Raw genomic sequence first — 23,529 nt, 5'->3', positions numbered from 1 at the left:
TAAGGCTATAAAAACGACTTGAGTTTTTATAAATAATTTAGACTTAAAAATATTTCTTGCTCAAGAGGTAAATCTATTTCACTTTCAAAAAAGATTAATTGTCTTTTATACACTGTTTCAATTAAAAAATGATTCCCTCTAAAATAAGTTCTTCTAATTTTAACTGGCAAAGTAGATTCGGCTACCATTTTAAACTGATGCGGATACACTAATGTTTTATGCATTTCATCTTCATAAGGAATCAATAAGTGAGTAGGAACTTCATTTACCTCACCAAATAGCGACGCTACATAACGTGTCTCAGGATCTTCATAAATTTTTGTTGGATTATCTTTAACTAAGACTTCTCCATTTCGCATTACAATTGCTTCATCAGCAAATGACAATGCATCTGTACTATCGTGTGTTGCTATAATACAAGTAATTCCTTTTTGTTTTAAATATCTAAACAAATTTCGGCGTAGTGCATTTTTACGAAAAGCATCGATTTGACTAAAAGGCTCATCCAGTAAAATTACTTCAGGTTCTAAAGCTAAAACCCTTACCAAGGCTACTCTTTGTTTTTGTCCTCCACTCAACAGATTTGCTTTTACATTAGAAAACTGCTCCATTTCGACCATTTCTAACAATTCCTGAACGCGTAGTTTTTTCATATTAGCAAATCCATTTGAAAGAAACTTCCCGACATTTTCGGCAACTGTTTCAAAAGGAGATAGATCAAAATCCTGAGCTAAATATTTCATGTACGGCATTCCAGGAACCAAATTGAACTTTGGTCCTAAAATAGGCTTTTCATTATAAAAGAGTTTGCCTTCATTTAAATCATATAATCCATATATCAACTTAAGAAGCGTACTTTTTCCACAGCCACTTTCGCCAATAATAGCAATATTTTCTCCTTTATTTATGGTAAAAGAAACGTTTTTAATAACAGGCTTATCGGTATACGAAAAAGAAATATCTTGAACTTGAAGCATTGGGATGGCATTGAAAAATTGTGGACACAAAGATAGTTCCTTTAGCAAAACTAAATTAGAGAAAGTTATTAAATTATCTACAAAAAAAAAGCTGCTTCACGAAGAAACAGCTTTCAGTTTATTTATTGGGATGCAATGCTTATTTTCCAGCTTTTGCGTCATTTACCATTTTATCATTTGCAGTAATAGCAAACTCTACACGACGGTTTTGAGTTCTTCCTTCTGGAGTATCGTTTGATGCAATAGGATCAACAATTCCCATACCTGAAGTTTTGAATCTGTTTGCATTTAATCCTTTAGAAACTAAATATGCTTTTACAGATGCTGCTCTCTGTCCAGAAAGTGTCAAGTTGTATTCTGGTCTACCTGTATTATCAGTGTATCCAAAAATTTCGATATTAGTATCAGCATACTCATTAAATACTGGAACCAATTTATCTAGATTAGCTTTTGCCTGAGGAGTTAAAGTTGATTTGTTAGTATCAAAACGCACTGCATTTTCATTTAAAACCAAGTGAATTCCTTCTCCAACACGTTCTACATCTGCACCTGGTAAAGCTTGATCAATTTCTCTAGCTTGCTTGTCCATTTTGTTTCCAATAAGAGCACCAGTTCCACCACCTACAGCAGCACCGATTGCAGCACCTAAAGCAGCATTACCACCTTTTCCTATGTTATTTCCTAAAATACCTCCTAAAAGAGCACCCGCAGCAACACCAATCCCTGCACCCTTTTGAGTATTATTGGCGTTTTTTACTGAATCACAGCTTACAAAAAGACTGCTCAATACCAATAAACTACTTATACTTAAAACTATTATTTTTCTCATCTTGATTTATATTTGATTAATTACTTCTTTGAAATTGGTACGTAACTTCTTTTGATTGACCACCAACATTGATATTGTCAATTAACTGAAATGAAGTCTCTGTTTGATTAGCTACTCTTAATAAGTATCCTTCCGTTACTGTTTTTGATTTTACTCCAGCTTCAACAATTTTAAGCACAAAAAGACCTTGTTTGTTGATACTCCAAACGATCGGCGAGCTAAATGCTGGACAGCTTGCGTTTGTTAAAGCCATACTTCCTTTATTGTTATTTGAAATAAAGTTCCAAGTACTACCCACAAAACACTTAGAATCTGCAATTTGAAAAGAATTCACTTTAATATAATCCGAACCTGGATAAGTAACATTTGTAATAACCCAATTTCCTTTAATTGCAACTTGAGAAGGCCTGTCAAGTTTTGTAGAAAGTGGTTCAGCCCCATTAGATGTAGTTGCTGTTGAGCCTGATTTACATGCAAAAACCGATACGGCTATTATGCATATTAAAATAATTTTTCTCATCGTTTTAGCAAATTTAAAATTAATACTCCTACAAAGATACAATGCAAAAAAATTAAATATGTTTAAAAATTTGTTTTTTTTATTTCAGAATTAACACGTGCGACAATTTGTCACCCTCTACGCAATTGGTATTCTATTTGAATAATCTGAAATGCATAATGTTAAACTTAAAATTTAAAAAATATGACAACAGGTAAAATTAATGTTTCTGTAGAAAACATATTTCCCTTAATCAAAAAATTCTTATACAGTGATCACGAAATTTTCTTGCGTGAGCTGATTTCTAATGGAACTGATGCTACTTTAAAATTAAAACACCTAATCAGTATTGGTGAAGCCAAAGTAGAATATGGTAACCCAATTATTGAAGTTAAAATTGACAAAGAAGGAAAAAAAATCCACATCATTGATCAAGGTCTTGGGATGACTGCGGACGAAGTTGAAAAATACATCAACCAAGTTGCTTTTTCTGGAGCCGAAGAATTTTTGGACAAATATAAAGATTCAGCAAAAGATTCAGGAATCATAGGTCACTTTGGTCTTGGCTTCTACTCTGCCTTTATGGTTGCAGAAAAAGTAGAGATTTTTACTAAATCATATAAAGACGAACCAGCTGCACATTGGACATGTGATGGTAGCCCAGAATTTACTTTGGAACCAGCTGACAAAACTACACGTGGAACTGAAATCGTTTTACACATTGCTGAAGATTCTTTAGAATTTTTGGAAGATTCTAAGATTAATGAATTATTGAATAAGTATAATAAATTTATGCCTATTCCAATTAAATTCGGAACAAGAACAGAAACACTTCCTAAGCCAGAAGATGCTCCAGAAGACTATGTAAACGAAACAATAGAAGTTGATAACATCATCAATAACCCAAATCCAGCTTGGACAAAACAACCAACTGAATTATCTGATGAGGATTACAAAAACTTCTACCGCGAATTGTATCCAATGCAATTTGAAGATCCATTATTCAATATTCACTTAAATGTGGATTACCCGTTTAACCTAACTGGAATTTTATATTTCCCAAAATTAGGTTCGGATATGCAAATTCAGAAAGACAAAATTCAATTATACCAAAATCAAGTTTATGTAACTGATAACGTAGAAGGAATTGTTCCTGAATTCTTGACAATGTTAAAAGGTGTTATTGATTCACCAGATATTCCATTAAACGTTTCTCGTTCTGGCTTACAAGCAAATGGGGCTGTTAAAAAAATATCAAACTACATTACTCGTAAAGTAGCTGATAAATTAAAAGCATTATTCAACGAAAACCGTGCTGACTTTGAAGAAAAATGGAATGACATTAAAATTGTTTTGGAATACGGAATGCTTTCTGAAGACAAATTTTATGAAAAAGCTGGATCTTTCTTTTTATACCCAACGGTAGATAATACGTATTTTACCCTAGAGGAATTAAAAGAGAAAATAAAAGAAAACCAAACTGATAAAGACGGAAAATTGGTTGTTCTATATGCTGGAAACAAAGATGCACAGCACTCATACATTGAAACAGCAAAAGAAAAAGGATACGAAGTATTACTTTTAGATTCTCCAATCATTTCTCACTTAATTCAAAAAATTGAAGGAGATAATAAAGATGTAACTTTCGTACGTGTAGATTCTGATCACATTGATAACTTGATCAAAAAAGATGAAAACACAATTTCTAAATTATCTGATGAAGAAAAAGAAGCTTTAAAAGCTTCATTGGAAGCATATATTCCTAAAGCGTACAGTGTACAACTGGAAGCTATGGATAGTCAAGCTGCTCCGTTTATCATCACGCAACCAGAATTTATGCGTAGAATGAAAGAAATGAGTCAGTCTGGTGGTGGTGGTATGTTCGGAATGGGTAATATGCCTGAGATGTACAACTTGGTAGTAAACACTAACTCAGAGTTAGCTACTAATATCTTAAACACCGAAGACAAAGTGCACCAAGAACATTTGGTAAAACAAGCTTTAGATTTAGCTAAATTATCTCAAAACCTTCTAAAAGGTGAAGCATTAACTGCTTTCGTAAAAAGAAGTTTTGAAATGATCAAATAAGTTTCAATTTGGTCCTAAAACCAAATAAATGCAAAGCCTCGCAGATAACTTGCGGGGCTTTTTGTTATTAAAAGAGTTAGCAATACACATTTCCTATATATAACTAAAGCGGCTTATTACCGTAATTATATTTAAAATACAGCTTACATGATTTTGAATGTTACTAAACAGAATTACATATAGCATCCATAAAAACCTATATAAATCCTATTAAACAATAAATAACTCAAACAACTTATGAATAAGTCAAAATAACTACATTTTAAAGCATTTTTAATAAAATATAGTCCTCGAACAATGCACTAAATGCAATATTCAAATTAAAAGCGTTTTTTAAATCAATTACTAAAGACTATCTTTGCAGGCTTTATTTTTAAAAACAGAAGCAGTAAATTACATAAAATGATAAAAAATAACGTATTAAAAGGAGTTTTTCTAGTAGCATTTGGTGCAACAAGTTATGGCATGTTAGCCACTTTTGTAAAAATGGCATATGATGAAGGATTCACTACAGCAGAAGTAACTACATCTCAATTTATATTAGGAATAATTGGAATCCTGATCATTAATGCTTTCCAAAAAGCAAAACACAAAAATGAAGTTGTAAATGCAACTCCAAAGAACATTGCACAATTAATGACAGCTGGAACTTCACTAGGAATGACTAGCTTGTTCTATTATTTAGCAGTAAAATACATTCCTGTTTCTATCGGAATTGTTTTATTGATGCAAACGGTATGGATGGGTGTTTTACTAGAAATGATATTAGAGAAAAAATTACCATCTAAACAAAAAGTAGTTGCCGTAATAATTGTTTTAGCAGGAACAGTCTTAGCTACAAATATTACTCAAAATGAAATTCAATTGGATTGGCGTGGTCTTGTATGGGGATGCTTAGCTGCCGCATCATTTACCACAACGATGTTTACTGCAAACCGAGTTGCTACCGAAATTTCATCGGCACAACGAAGCTTGTACATGCTTTTAGGTGGTGCTGTTATTGTATTTTCTTTTGCAATAGCTACACAAACAACTGCATTTAACTTGGCTATTTTTACAAAATGGGGAATCATCCTTGCTCTTTTTGGTACAATTATCCCTCCAATGCTTATGAACATAGGTTTTCCTCTTACAGGAATTGGACTAGGAAGTATCGTTTCGGCTTTAGAGTTACCTGTATCTGTAATGATGGCGTATGTACTTTTAAATGAAAAAGTAATACTACTTCAATGGGTTGGAATAATTTTAATCATACTTGCTATTATCATTATGAACTTAAACTTTCAGAAGAAAAAGTAAACACTTTACAATACTTGTTAAAAAGAATATAGATATTACATTAAATTCCTAATTATTTCTTAAATTCGTAATAAATAACTATTATGAGTTTACCATGGCATATCTATTTAATGGCTTTTCTTTATATTATTGCTGGGATAAATCATTTTAGAAATCCCGGAATGTATCTAAAGATAATTCCATCTTATTTTTCAAATCCAAAATTATTAAATATTATAAGCGGTGTCGCTGAGATTATACTAGGATTACTCCTAATAGTCTCAGCGACATCTCATTTTGCAGCATGGGGTATTATCGCATTATTAATTGCGGTTTTTCCAGCAAACCTATACATGTATCAGAATAAAAAAGCCAGCTTTGGTTTCCCCAGATGGATCCTACTATTACGCATTCCTTTTCAGTTAGTTTTAATTTTTTGGGCTTACCAATATACTTTTTAACATTTAAAAACTTTTATTATGAAAAAACTTTTTGCAGAATTTTTCGGAACATTCTGGCTGGTATTTGGTGGTTGCGGAAGTGCAATTTTCGCAGCAGGAATTCCAGATCTAGGAATTGGATTTGCTGGAGTAGCTCTAGCTTTTGGATTAACAGTTTTAACAATGGCTTATGCCGTAGGACACATATCCGGTGGTCATTTTAATCCAGCGGTATCATTTGGACTTTGGGCCGGCGGAAGATTTCCCGCAAAAGACTTGGTACCATACATTATCGCACAATGTATTGGGGCAATTGCAGCTGCAGGAACTTTATTTACAATCGCATCTGGCAAAGCTGGTTTCATGATAGACAATACTAAAGCTGGCGCTTTTGCCTCAAACGGTTTTGGAGCTTTTTCACCAGATGGATACACTTTGCAATCGGCATTTATAGCAGAGTTTGTTCTCACTTTGTTTTTCTTATTAATAATTCTTGGCGCTACAGATAAATTTGCAAATGGAAAGTTTGCAGGCGTAGCAATTGGTCTAGGATTAACGTTAATTCACTTAATAAGCATCCCAATCACAAATACATCTGTAAATCCAGCTAGATCTTTATCACAAGCTGTTTTTGTTGGCGGAGAACCATTATCTCAAGTTTGGCTATTTTGGGTTGCCCCAATTTTAGGTGCAATTGTAGCAGGAATTTTATACAAAACATTACTGCAAAATCACGACGCCTCTTAAATTATTATTTTAAAAATCGATTATTAATCCCTTAAACTTTAAAATATGGAATTTTTATATTTCTTACTTATTGGAGCAATTTCCGGTTGGCTCGCCGGCCAAATATGGAAAGGTGCAGGTTTTGGACTTCTTGGTAACATTGTCGTTGGAATAGTCGGTGGACTTATTGGTGGATGGATTGCCGGAAAACTAGGTATTGGAGGTGGCGGTTTACTTTGGCAAATTATAATTGCTGTTGGTGGCGCTTGGGTTCTATTATTTATTATTAGCTTAATAAAAAAAGCATAAACCCCTTCCCTACTTGTTTCAATCTTAAAACAAGTAACATCATCATATAAAAGAGAAGAAAAGAAGACTCATTACTTCCTTTCTTCTCTTTTTGTTTTGCAACAATCACATGTGAATTATAACACTGAAAATCAAAATTTTAAGACCAATTTTAATTTCATATCGACAAAATTATTAATTTTGGGTAAATACTTTCGTAATGGATGAAATTATTTCTTATTTCAGTGCTATTCCATCTTCACACAGAAGTTTAATTCTCGTAAGCGGAATAACCTTTTTTTGGCTCATAGAAAACTCTTTCCCGCTTTTTAAGTTCAACTATAAAAAATGGAATCACGCTGGAATCAATTTTTTCTTGACATTAACTACAATTATCATCAATTTCGTTTTAGCATTTATACTACTCAAAACTGCCGATTGGACTATTAAAAATAATTTTGGCATTTTGCAATGGCTTCCAGAAATCCCGCTATGGATCTACACAATTATCGGATTACTATTACTCGATTTAATAGGCGCCTATCTGGCACATTTCACTCAGCACAAGATTAAAATTTTATGGCGCTTCCACCTTATTCATCATACAGATACTTGGATAGACACCACAAGCGGTAACCGACATCACCCCGGAGAAAGTATAATCCGTTTTATTTTCACAACTTTTGGTGTTTTAATTGTAGGAAGCCCAATGTGGATGGTTTTCCTATACCAAACACTATCCGTTATATCGACTCAATTTACTCATGCAAATATTTCCCTCCCCACTAAACTAGATTCTTTTTTAAGCTATTTTATTGTCTCCCCAAATATGCACAAAATACATCACCATTACGTACTACCCTATACCGATAGCAACTACGGAAACATATTTTCTATTTGGGATCGCCTTTTCGGGACGTTTACGACACTCCCGAAAGAAAAAATAATCTATGGAGTTGACACTCATATGAACCCTGAAGAACACAATAATCTGAAAAATCTATTACAAATTCCGTTTCAAAAACAACGCTCGTTAAAAAACAATTAAAATCTATAAAAAAAACAAGCATAAGCGATGAAGTAATTATTTTTTTCATTAATATTGATATCTAAATTGAAAATCAATCTATTATTAATCATTAACCCCTATTTGAATTAATTTTCACGTGATGAAAAAGAGTAACCGTAAAGAATTGAACTGGGAACAAACAGAAAAACTTGTTACATTAGCCTTAGAAGAGAAAAATCCTTTTGAATCTATCAAAAAAGAGTTTGGATTGGCTGAAAAAGAGGTTTTAGAAATTATGAAAAAGAAAATGCCCGCAGAGAAATTTGAAATGTGGAAAAAGAAAGCTATTGCCAACAAGCCTAAGCCAAAACCAGTTAAAATAGATGATTTTGATGAAGATTTGGACGGTAAATATTACATAAAGAATAAATTAGACTAACTATAAAACTCCTGACTAACAGGAGTTTTTTTTTGCAGATAAATAAAACTTGACTGTTTTTTTGTAACTTTCTTCAATCTATAAAGACCAATAGTAAAGATAAACTCATAAGTAATGAAAAAAATAATAGTCACATTAGCATTAGTAGCTGTATTTACAAGCTGTAAAATAGCAAACTCAACCAGTAACATCGCTACAAAACAAGAAGTTGACATTAACATCAACCTTACCGATGTAAAAAACGATAAAGTGCTTGTTACAGTTACAGCACCCAAAATCACTACCGACGAGGTAACTTACAGTATACCAAAAATTGTTCCTGGAACATACTCTGAAGATAATTACGGTAGATTCATTGAAGACCTAAAAGCTTACGATTCAAAAGGCACACTCCTTACCACAAAGAAGACAGACGAAAATACTTGGACAATCTCTAATGCAAAGACACTAAAAACAATTACTTATTTAGTTAATGACACATTTGATACCGAAAAAGGAACAGGATTTGGTAATGATGATATTTTCTCCCCAGCTGGAACAAATATTGACGCTAACACTAATTTCGTAATAAACACACATGGTTTTGTCGGCTACTTTCAAGACAAACTAGACATTCCTTACAAAGTAACTATTTCACATCCCGCAACTCTTTGGGGAGCAACTTCTATGATAGACGAAGATACTAGCGATACTAGTGATGTATTTACAACATCTCACTATGCCGTTTTAGTAGAAAATCCAATTATGTATTCTAAACCTGATCATACTTCATTTGATGTAAATGGAATGGAAATACAAATAGCTGTTTATTCCCCAACAGGAAAAGTCACTGCCGAGAGTATCACTCCTGAGATGAAAACAATAATGACTGCTCAGAAAAATTTTTTAGGAAAAATAAATTCTACTAAAAAATATACTGTCCTATTATATTTGTCAACCATGAAACCAGATGATGCACACGGATTTGGAGCCTTAGAACACCCTACTGCAACAACTGTAGTTTTACCTGAGATGATGCCAAAAGATGAATTAATAAAATCAATGAAAGATGTTGTTTCTCACGAATTCTTTCATATTGTAACCCCGCTAACTATTCACTCAAAAGAAATTCAATATTTTGATTACAATGCTCCAAAAATGTCTGAACATTTATGGATGTATGAGGGAGTTACCGAATATTTTGCAAATCTTTTCCAAATTAATCAAAGCTTAATTGAAGAACCGGAATTTTATTCTCGTATTGCCGAGAAAGTAGAACACGCAAAAGCAATGAACGATACCATGTCGTTTACAAAAATGAGCGCCAATGTATTAAAGCAACCCTACAAAGACCAATACCTAAACGTATACGAAAAAGGAGCGCTTATTGGAATGTGTATCGATATTATAATTAGAGAAAAAAGTAATGGCCAAAGAGGTATTCTAGACTTAATGCATAAATTATCTAATGAATATGGTATTACAAAACCATTTAACGATAACGAACTTTTTGCAAAAATCACTCAATTAACCTATCCAGAAGTTGGAGCATTTTTAGATACTTATGTAGCAGGAACAACTCCAATACCTTACGATACTTACTTAGCCAAAGTAGGCGTAACCAAAGCTGTAGAAAAAGTTCCTGGAACTATCTTCTTAAAAGGACAAGTCCCATACATTACCATAAATCCTGAGACTAAAGAAATAATGGTTATACCAGAAATTGAACTGAACCCATTTTTTAAAGCAATTGACCTAAGAGGAGGTGACTATATTTTATCCATAAATGAAAAACCATACTCATTAGTAAACATATATGATATGATAACTGAAAGTCAATCATGGAAAGAAAATGCTCCTGTAAGCGTAAAGATAAAACGCAATGGAAAGGATATAACTTTAAAAGGAGTTGTTAAATTTCCTTACGAAGAAAAGAATACTTTTAAGGCAACAGACAATTCCAAACAAGTCCTTAGAAATGCCTGGTTAAAAGGATAATAAGACGAAAAACAGAAAAAATACCAATTTAGAAATAGATTGGTATTTTTTTATAAATTAAAAAGTTTAGCAATGTTTTTATTAAAACTATTTTCTTTATTTTGCACGAAAATCTATAAACAATGAAAAAAACTATTATTGCATTCGTTACCCTTGTTCTTTTAGCTTCTTGTAGCAAAAACGAATCAAAAACTAATTTGCATATTACAGGAAATATTAAAGGATTAAAAAACGGAACCTTATACATACAAAGGGTTGTCGATACTTCGCTAGTAGCTATTGATAGTATTAAAATCGATGGTAATTCTGCCTTCGAAACTAACATTGAATTAGAATCTCCAGAAATGCTTTACTTATTTCTAGATCGTGGAGTAACTAATTCACTAGACAACAATATTCTTTTCTTTGCTGAACCAGGTAACATTAATATTGATACAAACTTAGATACTTACATCTCAAGTGCTAAAATTACTGGATCAAAAAACCAAGAATTGTACGAGGATTATAGAAAAATAAGCTCACGCTTTAATGATTCTAACCTTGATCTTGTAGCATTAAGATTCAACGCAATGAAAAACAACAACCAAAAAGCATTAGACAGCATCAACGAAAAACAAGAGTCAAATATCAAACGAAAATACTTGTATGCTACAAACTTTGCCATCAACAACAAAGATCACGAAATAGCACCATATATTGCCTTATCTGACATATATGATATCAATATTAAATTCCTAGATACAATTCAGAAATCAATGTCTCCAAAAGTTGCACAATCTCTTTATGGAAAAAAACTAACAGAGTATATTGCTAAAATAAAAAAAGAGCAATAAATACAAGTCCATCATTACAACTTCTAAATCAATCCTGTTTTTTTATTAAAACAGGATTTTTTTTGGATTTCAAATTATCAAAAAATAAAGAAAACCCAAAAATTACGTCAGCATATCCAAAAAGGCAAAAAAAAACAACAACAGAAAATAGGATATGGCACAAAAAAAACCATCATATTTCTATGATGGTTTTACGCTGAGCCGGCGGAGGGACTCGAACCCACGACCTGCTGATTACAAATCAGCTGCTCTAGCCAACTGAGCTACGCTGGCGACTCATTACGGGTGCAAATATATAACTGTTTCTTGAATCTCACAACATAAATTTACACTTTTTTTTAAAAATAAAAACAACCACTGAAAAAGAACACTTTACACTTAGCCAGCAAAGGAACCCAATCCAACAATACCTTGAATTAGCCGTCTTGCCGAGAATCTTCTCCAGAAACCAACACAAAGTACCTCTAGATTATCGAGCTAGTAGATGCGATCACTTCGTCTATTCGCTACTATTGAAATTGCTTCGCAAAGATTCACAAAGAGAACACGCTAAGTTTCTTGAAACTGAGTACTGACACTGAACACTGAGCTATCCTTCGTCTCCGCTCAGGATGACACTGAGACTGAAAGCTGAGGCTAAAAACTATATCTGAGTTTCTTCGTTCCCCAGGAGGACAATTGGAGCAATGCACGATTCTATCAAAAAAAACTATTTAATGTTAGCTACTTGCGGAGATTCTTCGTTCCTCAGAAAGACAAAATTGGGGTAATGCAGGATTCTATAAAAAAACTGTTTTATGTTAGTCCCTTTTGGGATTCTTCATTCTTTTTTACTACTCCTCTGTTTTATGTTTACGGTTTGATGAGATTTTTTACCCCATTCTTCGCTCCTCAGAAGGTTAAGATTATGGCTGAAAATTTTGGCACAAAAAAAAACCATCATATTTCTATGATGGTTTTACGTTGAGCCGGCGGAGGGACTCGAACCCACGACCTGCTGATTACAAATCAGCTGCTCTAGCCAACTGAGCTACGCTGGCGACTCATTACGGGTGCAAATATATAGCTGTTTTTTGAATCTCACAACATAAATCTGCACTTTTTTATAGTTTTTTCCGACTACAATTCGTTGATTTTAGTAATCAATTGATTTGCAGTTTCTTCCAATTCAACATTGATTTGTTTGAAGTGTGCTTTTTTATTTTCTACGTTCTTTGCGTTCACTTTTGTGATCAAAGCGTCAAAAGCAGCAATAGCTTCATCGATTAAAGCATTAGTTTCTGCAGATGGTTTTCCTGTAGTAGAAATTTCAAATAAGTAAACTGCTTCAATAATATCTCCTAAAACGTAGTTGATGTCTTTCTTTAAATTCTTAACGTTTGCCATTTTATTTTTATTTTAATTTGCGTCTGCAAAAATACACATAATCTTTGTATTACTCGCTATGAAATGTAAATTTCTAAAATTGAAGCTTTTCCATTGAGAATGAACGCATTCATAGCTGCTGGAATTAATACTGTATCTCCTTTTATATAGAACACTTTTTCTCCATTGTATTCTATATCAAAAGATCCTTCAACACACATATATACAGTAAAGCTTTCTGAATTTTTATTCACCTCAACCTGACCGTCTAACGGAATGAAATTTGTAGTAAAATAAGAGCAATCAACTACTACATTTGATTCGTTTGATTTTTTATCGTATTTCTTATAAGTATCTACCTTATTGTAATTAATTGCATCTAATGCCAAGTCTACATGCAATTCTCTTTTATTCCCTTGTGCATCTATTCTATCAAAATCATACAAACGATATGTAATATCTGATGTTTGCTGAATCTCTGCAACTACTAAGCCAGCTCCTATCGCATGAACTGTTCCAGTTTCCAGAAAAAAAACATCGCCAGATTTAACTTTTACATCATCAAGAATAGAAACTAATGAATTATTATTTAGATTTTCAAGATATTCCTCTTTACTTGAATCTTCTTTAAAACCTACAATGATTCTTGCATCTGCATCAGCCTGCATAATGTACCACATTTCAGTCTTACCAAAAGAGTTATGACGCTCCTTAGCTAATTCATCATTAGGATGCACTTGTATCGAAAGATCTTCGCGAGCATCTAGATATTTAAAAAGCAATGGAAATTGTTTTCCAAATCGCTCATAAACTTTTGTTCCTAAGATCTCACTTGGCGACTCCTCTATTATATCTGTAAGCGCTTTTCCTTTCAAACTTCCATTTGCAACAACACTCACATCTCCTTCTACAGTAGATAATTCCCAACTTTCGCCAGTAATTTTAGAAGTTATTGGTTTATTAAGAACTGTTTTTAATTTTTCTCCACCCCAAATTCTATCTTTCAAAATTGGCTCAAACTGTAGAGGATATAATTGTAGATTCATTATTTGTTTTTTATTTTTCATACAGATTCATTCATCCGAAGAATCTTGTACAACACTATATATTTTTAAATTACGATACTAATTCTTTAATTGCCTCAAGCGCTTTAGGAATATGTTTGGCAGCAATCATACTATCATAAATCAAGATTATAACTCCATTTTTATCTATAACATAAGTTACTCTACCTGGCAACAGTCCTAGCAATCCTGATGGAACTCCAAAAAGACTTCTTATTCTTTTATCAGCATCAGAAAGCAACAAGAAAGGCAAGTGATGTTTATCAGAAAATTTTTGATGAGAATCAACACTATCACTACTAATACCAATTACTTCTGCTCCTAGAGCTACAAAATCTTCATATTGATCTCTAAAGCTACAAGCCTCAGTTGTACAACCCGGTGTATTATCCTTAGGATAAAAATAAATAACTAAAGGTTTACGACCAAGCACATTCTTACTTTCAAACACCTCTCCATTAGCATCTTTAGCTGTAAAATTCGGGATAATATCCCCTACTTTTAATGACATTTTATTCTCCTTTATAGGTTACAAAATTACGAGCAGTTTCGTACAACACGATTTCTAAATCAAAATCGGCACTTATTTTTTTTCTAATTTTATTCCAAATCACAACTGCGATATTCTCTGCAGTTGGATTTAAATCTTGAAATTCAAATACATCAAGATTAAGATTCTTGTGATCAAATGGCAATTCGACTTCTTGATAAATTATATCAGCCAATATTTTTACATCTATCACAAAACCAGTTTCAGGATCTACCTCTCCAGTAACACTAACTGTTAAGTCATAATTATGACCATGAAAATTGGGATTATTACATTTTCCAAAAACGGCATCATTTTTTTCAGCAGTCCAATCTTTTCTGTACAGTCGATGGGCGGCATTAAAATGTGCTTTTCTTGATATAGTTACTCTCATGTAGATTTGGTTTAAATTTTATGGTCTTCTAGAAAATGGTAAAACTCGTCAAAAATTATTTTGAACCAAACGGTGTAAATTTCTGGGTGTGATTGCATGTCTACTTTCACATCTTCGATTTTCATCCATTTCCAAGCTTCTACTTCTTCAGGATTAATGGTAGGAACTTCATTATAACGCCCAATCATAACATGATCCAATTCATGTTCTGTTAACCCGTTATCAAAAGGAGCTTTATATATAAAATGAAAAAGTTCTTTAAGTGGCGTTTTAAATCCCATTTCTTCAAACAATCTTCGACTTCCAGCTTTTATATTAGTTTCTCCTTCGCGCTGATGACTACAACATGTGTTAGTCCAAAGTAGTGGAGAATGATATTTATGATGCGCACGTTGTTGCAACATGATTTCATTATTATCATTTAAAACAAAAACTGAAAATGCACGATGTAGAACTGCCTTTTCATGAGCTTCCATTTTTGGCATCAAGCCAATTTGCTCATCATTTTGATTAACTAATATTACGTTTTCTTCTATCATAACTGGTATTAAACACACAAAAATACGAAAAAAGAAATTGCTTTAGAGCCTAGAAAAAGTTTGTGAAAAGTTTAACGAGCTTCGCATACACTAAAATTTTAACTTTATATCTTGATTATAAGCACATTAAAGACATACAGAGGATAGTCTTTAATTTTAAAACTAAAATTGCTTTTTATACGTAAATATCAATAGTTAAAACTTACTTAAATGCATGGTAGTTTGTAAAGTAGATGACAATTCATACTTTAAACAAAGCTTAATTTTACATCACAAAATCAATTAATTATGAAAACAAAAGCCCGCTATTTAAGCTTATTATTTTTGCTTCCATTGTTTATATTTCAAGCTTGTGGACAAAACAAAAAAGAGGAATATACATCAACAAAAGCTAACCCAATGGAAAACAAAATCAGCAAACCTGACAATCCATATTACTCGAACACTGATACAACTAAGCTAAATCTCACCGATACCCAATGGAAAAAAGTATTACCAGATGATGTTTATGCCGTAATGAGAGAAGCTGATACAGAAAGACCTTTTACCGGAAAATACTGGAAGAGTGATGAAAAAGGAACATACTATTGCGCAGCATGTGGCAATAAACTATTCCGCTCTGGGGCAAAATTTTCAAGCAGTTGTGGATGGCCAAGCTTTTTTGAACAAGAAAACAAAAAAAGCACAACATACAAACAAGACAACTCTTTAGGAATGGAAAGAACCGAAGTGCTTTGTGGAAGATGTGGTGGTCATTTAGGTCATCTATTTGATGACGGCCCACCACCTACAGGAAAAAGATACTGCATGAACTCAATTGCTTTAGATTTTGTACCTGATACCAAATAAATAAAACATGAAAAATACAATTTTAATTTGCCTTTTAATCTTATCAATTCATGGATTTGGGCAAGCAGACAAAACAAAGAAAACTCCTAATTACGATACTATCACTCTAGGAGGTGGATGCTATTGGTGCGTAGAGGCAGTTTATGAAAACTTAAATGGAGTGAAATCTGTTGTATCTGGTTTTGCGGGCGGAAAAACTACAAACCCAACTTACGAAGAAGTATCCTCAGGAAAAACAGGCCATGCCGAAGTAGTTCAAATTACATTCGACAAAAACGTAACAAGCCTAGATGAAATATTTAAAGTTTTCTTTACCGTGCATGATCCAACAACTTTAAACAGACAAGGCGCAGATGTAGGAATACAATATCGTTCGGTTATTTTTTATAAAAATGAAGAACAAAAAAAAGCAGCAAATGACATCATAAATGCTTTAAAAAAAGCACACGTATACAACAGTCCAATTGTGACTTCTGTAGAACCATTTACCAAATTTTATAAAGCCGAAGACTATCATCAAAATTATTATGACAACAATAAAAACCAGCCTTACTGTAAAATGGTAATACAACCGAAAATAGAAAAATTCGAAAAAGTTTTTAAAGACAAATTAAAAAAGAAATAATCACTAATTCACTAAGCCACTTACAAGTGGCTTTTTTATTTTTAAAATAAAAAGACAAAATTTCGTAATTTGCATCAATATTAAAGAGTATCAAGCCATTAACTAAACCAAGAAAAAATGAAGCATTTATATTTATCTCTTTTATTCTTATTGTTCTTTAACCACAATTTTGCTCAAGAAAATCTACCTACCGATTATCTTACGAAGGAATTTCACCAAGGCAGAAGAGAGGCTTTTAGAAAATTAATGCCCGTGAATTCTGTAGCAATAATCTTTTCGTATCCAGAAAGAAAATTCTCTAGAGACATTAACTACAATTTTCATCAAAATCCTGATTTATATTACCTGAGCGGTTATAAAGAACCTGATGCTGTATTATTACTATTTAAAGAAACACAAGGCAACGGCGAAACGGCCTATAATGAAGTTTTCTTTATTAGAGAAAAGAATGCTGCTCATGAAATGTGGACAGGAAGACGCTTAGGTATTGAAGGCACAAAATCAAAATTAGGGTTCTCGACTGTTTTTAACGGAAAAGACTTTAAAGATTTCCAAATCGACTTTAAAAAATTTGACAAGCTAATATACGACAAGATTCCAACCGACATAGGAAAGGATTCAAGTGGCTTTGATCTTTTTGGACTGCTACAAACTTTTAAAACAAAAGCGGCGATTACAAATGAAGACGTATCTTCTTTGTTATTATTTGAGAACATCACGGCGACACTTCGGGAAATAAAAACACCAGAAGAGATTGATTTAATGCGTAAATCGGTTAAGCTTTCTTGCATTGCACATAATGAAGTAATGAAAGCTATAAATACCGACATGAGCGAAAATGAAGCCGAGGGAATTCATACCTACATTCATAGAAAATACGGTGCTGAGGGAGAAGGTTATCCTCCAATAGTGGGTGCAGGAGCAAACGGATGCATTTTACATTATGGAGAAAACAACAGCACTAAAATAGACAATCAACTATTATTAATGGATGTAGGATCTGAATACCACGGATACTCAGCCGATGTTACACGAACCATTCCTGCAAACGGAAATTTCACTGAAGAACAAAAAGCAATTTATCAATTGGTTTATGATACCCAAGAAGCCGTTTTTGCTATTTGCAAAGAGGGTACTCCATTGGCAGATTTAAACAAAAAAGCCACAGAAGTATTAGCTAAAGGCTTATTACAACTAGGAATCATCAAAGAACTGAAAGAAGTAAGAACTTATTATCCTCACGGATGTTCCCATTTTCTTGGTTTAGATGTACATGACAAAGGGAATTATAGCGGCCCTACAAGTTTACTTAAAGAAAACATGATTATTACCGTCGAACCCGGAATTTACATTCCAGCAAATAGTAAGTGTGATAAAAAATGGTGGAATATTGGTGTTAGAATAGAAGATGACATTCTTATAAAGAAAGACTCCTACGAAAACCTATCTATTGATTCCCCTAGAAAATGGCAAGACATTGAAAAGCTAACTTCGCAAAAAAGTAAATTCAACGAAATCAATTTACAGAAACTATAAACTAAGGTCGTTTCCATTAAAACATCTTTACAATAAATAAGAATGAAAGCATTAACTTTTTCTACTTTCGGTAATTCAGACGTACTTGAATACATTGACATTCCTAATCCACAATTAAAACAAGATGAGATTTTAGTCGAAATGAAAGCGATTGGATTAAACTTTGCCGATGTATATCGCCGAAAAGGAAATTATCATCTTAAAGGAAACCCTCCATTTATAGCAGGTTACGAAGGGGCTGGAGTTGTCATAAACACAAATAATCATTCCGAATTCAAAGTTGGAGACAGAATTGCTTTTGCCGATGTTCCCTTTGCTAATGCCGAACTTGTAGCAGTTAATATCAACCATGTAATTCCGTTGCCAGACGCAATTGACTTCAAAACCGGAGCTTCTATATTACTACAAGGCTTAACAGCACATTATCTAGCAACAGATAGCCACAAAACTCAAAAAGGAGAAACTGTAATTATTCATGCTGTCGCAGGAGGAGTTGGACAATTCCTAACACAGATAAGCAAACTTTTGGGCGCTACCGTGATTGGCCTAACCTCATCTGTTGCTAAAGCTAAAATTGCCATTGAACAAGGAGCAGATCATGTGTTTTTATACAATAATGATTGGAAATCTGAAATCTTTAAAGTTGTTCCAAATGGTGCCGATGTAGTTTATGACAGTATAGGAAGCACTTTAAACGAAAGTTTCGAAGTAACCAAAAACTGTGGACAAGTGGTCTTTTTCGGAATGGCTGGTGGCGATCCCGATCCAGTAGATCCAAGAATGCTTATGGATACTTCCAAAACCTTAACAGGCGGAGATTTATGGAGTTATTTAACTACCAAAGAAGAGAGAATAAAAAGAGCCAATCAGTTATTCACCTGGATTACCGAAGGAAAAATTTCACTTGCAACACCTACTTTATTTAAACTATCCGAAGGCAAACAAGCACATGATTACCTTGAAAGCCGAAAAAGTACAGGGAAAATAATTTTAATTCCTTAAAAAAATAATCTGGACATACCAGAGAACAGTTTTTAGTCTCAGTTTCTCATCCAATCTTTATTAAACTGTGTATGAGACACCTCACGCTTTGGGATAACAAACTACCTGCAAAGACAAGATTATAATTTATCAATTCCCATTTCGACTATTTCCGACAATTCTAAAATCCTTGAGACTTCATTTTTATTGGCAATAAAAAATAAATAGCTATCTCCTTTTGTATCATAACTCATTAGCTCTAAATTTTGTTTTGCTAATTCTGTTTGAATGTAAGGAAACAAATCATGACTGTATGTTTCTTCAGGATATTCAAAGCTAAAACCCTCACCCAACATTTCTGAAATAAACCATTCTATATCTTCTGGATCAAATTTCCAATCACTATGGCAGCAATTTACACCTTCAAAAAAATCAAATTCATCATCATAATCCTCTTCTCCATCCTCATTTCCAAAATTATCAAAAAGAATTCTAGATTGACTTTCTAGCAATTCTTCATCGATATCACCTCTTGAAACTAACGTCAAGAATTCTTTAAAATCATCAACTGCAACAGCATCAACCATCAAATTTTCCGTGCATGGTAAAACAACTCCTTTGGGCAATTCAATTTTCATGAACTGGCAAATTCCTTGTAAAATAGTTTCAAAATTTTTAAACCCTATTTTTTGAATTTCATTTTTAGGATTTTCTATATCAATAGCCTCAGATTCTAACAAACCTTTTGTGTAATCAAAAAAATAATTGCTTGTATACAACATTTTAAAATCATTTGTTTCGAGACTGTTCGTACAACAAAAGAAAATTATAAAATTATGCAACACATGCTTCAGATGCTTTTTCATTTCTGGTGTTGGCTCTGAATAAAATTGAATATGGATATAATCGTATTCTAATTCATCCTGAATATTTACCTCAGAAAGTGCTCCAATATTGACTTTTTTATACAGTTCATTTAAAACTTCATATGCATTATTAAAGCCACTATTCTTAATTTCATTTTTTCCTTCTTCATGATCAAATGAACTCGGGAATGAATAAAATTTCACAGAAACAGAGTCATGAACTCCTTTCATTTTAAAATCAACACTACCCTCATTATATAAATAAGAATAAATTGAATTTATAACATCAAAAGAAACTATTGATTTTGGATTATTATTTCTATTAAAAAAATTAGAGAAAAAATCTTTCATTGGATTTATTATATATATTTTAATTGTTAGAGCACTACAGTTATTACTCCTCTGAATATTCAAAACTAACATCCATTTTATCAAATGGAATAACATCAGCTAATAGTTGCTTTAACTCAACATCACTTAACAATCCTCTTTTAGTATCTTTAGCTCTAGGCAACAGAATTTCATAATCCATGATTCCTCTACTAAATACGTTTTTCAAAACATCATTTTGTTGATCCGTTAGGTATTTTTCATGAGTCTTAAAAACTCTGCTTAAGTTATCCTTAAACTCTTCATCGGTTACATTGTTATAAACATCTTGATCAGACATATCAATCAATAGCATTCTAAAAATAAAATCCTGCAGGTTCTTCGCAAGGTAATTTACTTCATTAGCATCATGCCAAACAAAAACAATAGGCATATCACCATTTTTCTCTTCATTTAAAAAGAAACAATAATGATCTCCCGCTCCACTTTGTCCAAAGGGAACAAACTTAAATTCTTCTTTAATTTGACGGTAATCTTCTGGGTCAGAAAGCTCCTCTATTGCTTCATCCGCATCTTTTGTATTGAGCAATTCAAAATCATAGGAATGCAACAATAGTGTAGGATTCTCTTTTAATTTCGGATAAACAGTAGTGTACCAATTAGGTCCATACTCGCCAATAGCAAGCATTCCATTTTGAAAAAGTTCTTTGTAGATAATTGGATATATAAATCCGTGTTTTATTTCAACATCTAATAGCGTCATGATATATATTTAAAAGTCGCTTGAGAGTAACCTGCATTTTAAATGACCAGTTTTCTCTCAAACGACTAAAATAATACTATTACCACTACAAATAAAAGAGTCTAATGAATTATTTTAAAGTTTCAGCAATCATCAACGCACATTTTTCACCATCTATCGCTGCCGATATAATTCCACCTGCATAACCCGCTCCTTCACCACAAGGATACAATCCTTTTATCTGCAAATGCTCATAAGTAATTGGATCTCTAGGTATACGTACTGGTGATGAAGTTCTGCTTTCTGGAGCATGAAGAATTGCTTCATTGGTTAAGTAACCACGCATAGATTTACCAAACTCCGAGAAACCTTCACGTAAAATCTGAGATAAGAACCCAGGGAAAACTTGCCCCATTTCTACCGAAGTAGTTCCAGGAACATATGATGTTTTAGGAATATCAGACGATACTTTATTTTGAGTAAAATCGACCATTCTTTGCGCAGGAACTTTTTGAGTTTCTCCTGCTAAATGCCATGCTTTTTGTTCGATACTTTTTTGAAATTCCATTCCAGCCAAAGCTCCGTATTTAGCAAAAGGTTTAAAATCTTCTAATTTCAATTCGATTACAATTCCAGAGTTTGCCGTAGCTTGATCTCTTTTAGATGGTGACCAACCATTCGTAACAACTTCTCCAGGACTTGTAGCACAAGGTGCAATTACACCTCCTGGACACATACAAAATGAGTACATTCCTCTTCCTCCCACTTGCTTCACTATAGAATATGGTGCTGGAGGCAAATGATCGCCTCGGTAATCACAACTATATTGAATGCTATCTATTAAAGATTGTGGATGCTCTGCTCTTACACCTAAGGCAAAAGGTTTGGCTTCGATAAAAATTTTCTTTCTATCTAATAATTCAAAAATATCACGGGCAGAATGCCCCGTTGCTAATATTAATTTATTAGCATGTATTGTATCTCCATTTTGAGTCACAACTCCTTGAACTTCGTTATTTTTCAGAAGAATATCAGTTACTCGAGTTTCAAATAAAACCTGACCTCCGTATTCTATAATTTTCTCTCTAATATCCTGAATAATCTTTGGCAACTTATTAGTTCCAATATGCGGATGAGCTTCTATTAAAATATCTTCAGAAGCACCAAAAGCCACAAATAACTCAAGAATTCTTGTTACATCTCCACGTTTTTTTGAACGCGTATATAATTTACCATCGGAGTATGTTCCTGCCCCTCCTTCTCCAAAACAATAATTAGAATCTTCATTTACAAAATGCTCTGTATTTATTGCTTTTAAATCTCTACGGCGACCACGAACATCTTTTCCTCTTTCAAGTACAATTGGCTTAAGTCCTAATTCTATTAATTGCAAAGCAGCAAAAAGTCCTGCAGGACCTGCACCTACAACAATTACTTCTTGTGCTCCCGATACATCTTTGTAATCTGGGATTTCAAATTTAGCGGGTTGATAAACTTCATTTTGCAAATAAATCAACACTTTCAAATTGATTTTTATTGCTTTCTGACGAGCATCAATCGAACGCTTTAAAATAGATACGTGTTGAATTTCCTTTGGAGAAACATTAATTTGTTTCGACAAATGTTCTTTTAGCAACAACTCGTTTGTGGCTATTTCGGGCGATACTTGAAGTAAAAGTTCTCTTGGCATTATATATTTTCTATTGAATATGTTTATCATTTATACGAAAAACAGAATGCAAAAGTAGTATTTTGAAGTGGAATTTGTTCTGTAATCGAGCATCCATTTTTTAAAATAGACTTTGTACCTTTGTTACTTTCAACTCTGATCTATAAATAAATGTCTAGAAAAATAAAATTAATTTGGGATTTTCGTGGTCCTGCATCAGCAAAAACGGCTGAACATCATGAAATTCATTTAAAAGAATTCATTGCTATCGAAAAGCTACCTTTAAATATAACTGGTTTTACAATCCTTAACGATATGTACGCTATTGCCTACATGGTTGTAACCGATGAAAATATGATTCAGGTTCGGGATGCTTTAAAGCCACACCGCGGGGAAGTGTTTCCGGAGAATTAGTTTTCAGTTTTCAGTCGCAGTTTTCAGTCACAGTACGGAACTTAAAATATAGTGCCAGTCGCAGTTTGCAGTTTTCAGTACGGAACTTGAAAAGCACTTCGACTTCGCTCAGCGTGACAACTTGAAACAAATAAAACTTGAAACAAAATGACAGTCGCGGTTTTCAGTTTGCAGTCGCAGTACGGAACTTGAAACAAGAAAAACTTGAAACAACAAAAAAAAAAAAAAAAAACAGTCGCAGTT

General features: G+C 33.1%; 25 protein-coding genes and 2 tRNA genes. 14 read left to right on the top strand and 13 right to left on the bottom strand.

Going from position 1 to position 23,529, the window contains the following annotated elements:
- Positions 1-26: 26 nt before the first annotated feature.
- The 3 genes from QWY99_RS03100 to QWY99_RS03090 all read right to left on the bottom strand — a co-directional run bounded on the left by QWY99_RS03100 (position 27) and on the right by QWY99_RS03090 (position 2,326).
- Positions 27-977, bottom strand: a complete 951-nt coding sequence (locus QWY99_RS03100) for an ABC transporter ATP-binding protein (protein ID WP_290261255.1) — start codon at positions 975-977, stop codon at positions 27-29.
- A gap of 139 nt (positions 978-1,116) precedes the next feature.
- A complete protein-coding gene (locus QWY99_RS03095) occupies positions 1,117-1,806 on the bottom strand; it encodes a YiaD family glycine zipper/OmpA-like lipoprotein (RefSeq protein ID WP_290261253.1) in 690 nt (229 codons plus the stop codon).
- Between the two features lie 16 nt (positions 1,807-1,822).
- A complete protein-coding gene (locus QWY99_RS03090) occupies positions 1,823-2,326 on the bottom strand; it encodes a lipocalin family protein (protein WP_290261251.1) in 504 nt (167 codons plus the stop codon).
- 183 nt (positions 2,327-2,509) lie between these two features.
- Here QWY99_RS03090 and htpG point away from each other — a divergent pair, with 183 nt between their 5' ends.
- From htpG to QWY99_RS03045, 9 genes are all read left to right on the top strand, one after another.
- Positions 2,510-4,393, top strand: coding sequence for a molecular chaperone HtpG (gene htpG, locus QWY99_RS03085; RefSeq protein WP_290261249.1), 1,884 nt, complete (start codon positions 2,510-2,512; stop codon positions 4,391-4,393).
- Between the two features lie 402 nt (positions 4,394-4,795).
- Positions 4,796-5,692, top strand: coding sequence for an EamA family transporter (locus QWY99_RS03080; protein WP_290261247.1), 897 nt, complete (start codon positions 4,796-4,798; stop codon positions 5,690-5,692).
- 83 nt (positions 5,693-5,775) lie between these two features.
- Complete coding sequence (locus QWY99_RS03075; RefSeq protein WP_290261243.1) at positions 5,776-6,132, top strand: DoxX family protein; 357 nt, start codon at positions 5,776-5,778, stop codon at positions 6,130-6,132.
- 18 nt (positions 6,133-6,150) lie between these two features.
- The gene (gene aqpZ, locus QWY99_RS03070; protein WP_290261241.1) at positions 6,151-6,858 is read left to right on the top strand and encodes an aquaporin Z; all 708 of its coding nucleotides are present in this window, start codon (positions 6,151-6,153) and stop codon (positions 6,856-6,858) included.
- A gap of 45 nt (positions 6,859-6,903) precedes the next feature.
- On the top strand, positions 6,904-7,146 hold the full coding sequence (locus QWY99_RS03065) for a GlsB/YeaQ/YmgE family stress response membrane protein (protein WP_035619441.1): 243 nt from the start codon (positions 6,904-6,906) through the stop codon (positions 7,144-7,146).
- A gap of 199 nt (positions 7,147-7,345) precedes the next feature.
- Complete coding sequence (locus QWY99_RS03060; RefSeq protein WP_290261234.1) at positions 7,346-8,173, top strand: sterol desaturase family protein; 828 nt, start codon at positions 7,346-7,348, stop codon at positions 8,171-8,173.
- 121 nt (positions 8,174-8,294) lie between these two features.
- On the top strand, positions 8,295-8,573 hold the full coding sequence (locus tag QWY99_RS03055) for a DUF2805 domain-containing protein (protein WP_290261230.1): 279 nt from the start codon (positions 8,295-8,297) through the stop codon (positions 8,571-8,573).
- Positions 8,574-8,687: 114 nt separating this feature from the next.
- Positions 8,688-10,550, top strand: a complete 1,863-nt coding sequence (locus QWY99_RS03050) for a M61 family metallopeptidase (protein WP_290261226.1) — start codon at positions 8,688-8,690, stop codon at positions 10,548-10,550.
- A gap of 122 nt (positions 10,551-10,672) precedes the next feature.
- Positions 10,673-11,383: a DUF4369 domain-containing protein gene (locus tag QWY99_RS03045; protein WP_290261223.1), complete on the top strand. Its 711-nt coding sequence runs from the start codon at positions 10,673-10,675 to the stop codon at positions 11,381-11,383.
- 199 nt (positions 11,384-11,582) lie between these two features.
- Here QWY99_RS03045 and QWY99_RS03040 read toward each other — a convergent pair.
- The 7 genes from QWY99_RS03040 to idi all read right to left on the bottom strand — a co-directional run bounded on the left by QWY99_RS03040 (position 11,583) and on the right by idi (position 15,274).
- Positions 11,583-11,656 (bottom strand) — tRNA-Thr (locus tag QWY99_RS03040).
- A 693-nt stretch (positions 11,657-12,349) separates the two neighbouring features.
- A tRNA-Thr gene (locus QWY99_RS03035) sits at positions 12,350-12,423 on the bottom strand.
- 79 nt (positions 12,424-12,502) lie between these two features.
- Positions 12,503-12,769, bottom strand: coding sequence for a hypothetical protein (locus tag QWY99_RS03030; protein ID WP_290261221.1), 267 nt, complete (start codon positions 12,767-12,769; stop codon positions 12,503-12,505).
- A gap of 56 nt (positions 12,770-12,825) precedes the next feature.
- The gene (locus QWY99_RS03025; RefSeq protein ID WP_290261218.1) at positions 12,826-13,794 is read right to left on the bottom strand and encodes a type I phosphomannose isomerase catalytic subunit; all 969 of its coding nucleotides are present in this window, start codon (positions 13,792-13,794) and stop codon (positions 12,826-12,828) included.
- Positions 13,795-13,864: 70 nt separating this feature from the next.
- Positions 13,865-14,323: a peroxiredoxin gene (locus QWY99_RS03020; RefSeq protein WP_290261215.1), complete on the bottom strand. Its 459-nt coding sequence runs from the start codon at positions 14,321-14,323 to the stop codon at positions 13,865-13,867.
- A 1-nt stretch (position 14,324) separates the two neighbouring features.
- The gene (locus tag QWY99_RS03015; protein WP_290261213.1) at positions 14,325-14,735 is read right to left on the bottom strand and encodes a 6-pyruvoyl trahydropterin synthase family protein; all 411 of its coding nucleotides are present in this window, start codon (positions 14,733-14,735) and stop codon (positions 14,325-14,327) included.
- Positions 14,736-14,746: 11 nt separating this feature from the next.
- Positions 14,747-15,274, bottom strand: coding sequence for an isopentenyl-diphosphate Delta-isomerase (idi, locus tag QWY99_RS03010; protein ID WP_290261210.1), 528 nt, complete (start codon positions 15,272-15,274; stop codon positions 14,747-14,749).
- Positions 15,275-15,562: 288 nt separating this feature from the next.
- On the opposite strand from idi, the gene msrB reads away from it, so the two are divergent.
- The 4 genes from msrB to QWY99_RS02990 all read left to right on the top strand — a co-directional run bounded on the left by msrB (position 15,563) and on the right by QWY99_RS02990 (position 19,286).
- Positions 15,563-16,123: a peptide-methionine (R)-S-oxide reductase MsrB gene (gene msrB / locus QWY99_RS03005; RefSeq protein ID WP_290261208.1), complete on the top strand. Its 561-nt coding sequence runs from the start codon at positions 15,563-15,565 to the stop codon at positions 16,121-16,123.
- Positions 16,124-16,130: 7 nt separating this feature from the next.
- Complete coding sequence (msrA, locus tag QWY99_RS03000; protein WP_290261205.1) at positions 16,131-16,748, top strand: peptide-methionine (S)-S-oxide reductase MsrA; 618 nt, start codon at positions 16,131-16,133, stop codon at positions 16,746-16,748.
- Positions 16,749-16,865: 117 nt separating this feature from the next.
- Positions 16,866-18,284 carry an aminopeptidase P N-terminal domain-containing protein gene (locus QWY99_RS02995; RefSeq protein ID WP_290261203.1) on the top strand — a complete coding sequence of 473 codons (1,419 nt, stop codon included), beginning with the start codon at positions 16,866-16,868 and terminating at the stop codon, positions 18,282-18,284.
- Positions 18,285-18,326: 42 nt separating this feature from the next.
- Positions 18,327-19,286, top strand: coding sequence for a quinone oxidoreductase family protein (locus QWY99_RS02990; protein ID WP_290261201.1), 960 nt, complete (start codon positions 18,327-18,329; stop codon positions 19,284-19,286).
- A gap of 119 nt (positions 19,287-19,405) precedes the next feature.
- On the opposite strand, the gene QWY99_RS02985 is transcribed toward QWY99_RS02990, so the two are convergent.
- From QWY99_RS02985 to QWY99_RS02975, 3 genes are all read right to left on the bottom strand, one after another.
- Positions 19,406-20,482 (bottom strand): DUF6630 family protein, encoded by a 1,077-nt coding sequence (locus QWY99_RS02985; RefSeq protein ID WP_290261199.1) that lies wholly within the window; start codon positions 20,480-20,482, stop codon positions 19,406-19,408.
- Between the two features lie 43 nt (positions 20,483-20,525).
- Positions 20,526-21,224, bottom strand: coding sequence for an SMI1/KNR4 family protein (locus tag QWY99_RS02980; protein WP_290261197.1), 699 nt, complete (start codon positions 21,222-21,224; stop codon positions 20,526-20,528).
- Between the two features lie 109 nt (positions 21,225-21,333).
- Positions 21,334-22,893 carry an NAD(P)/FAD-dependent oxidoreductase gene (locus tag QWY99_RS02975; RefSeq protein ID WP_290261195.1) on the bottom strand — a complete coding sequence of 520 codons (1,560 nt, stop codon included), beginning with the start codon at positions 22,891-22,893 and terminating at the stop codon, positions 21,334-21,336.
- Between the two features lie 150 nt (positions 22,894-23,043).
- Here QWY99_RS02975 and QWY99_RS02970 point away from each other — a divergent pair, with 150 nt between their 5' ends.
- A complete protein-coding gene (locus QWY99_RS02970) occupies positions 23,044-23,286 on the top strand; it encodes a hypothetical protein (RefSeq protein ID WP_229988336.1) in 243 nt (80 codons plus the stop codon).
- Positions 23,287-23,529: the final 243 nt, after the last annotated feature.

The organism is Flavobacterium branchiarum (assembly GCF_030409845.1).
Lineage (GTDB): Bacteria > Bacteroidota > Bacteroidia > Flavobacteriales > Flavobacteriaceae > Flavobacterium > Flavobacterium branchiarum.
The sequence above is the reverse complement of the archived record's forward strand: the minus strand, read 5'-3'. Positions and strand labels throughout refer to the sequence as shown.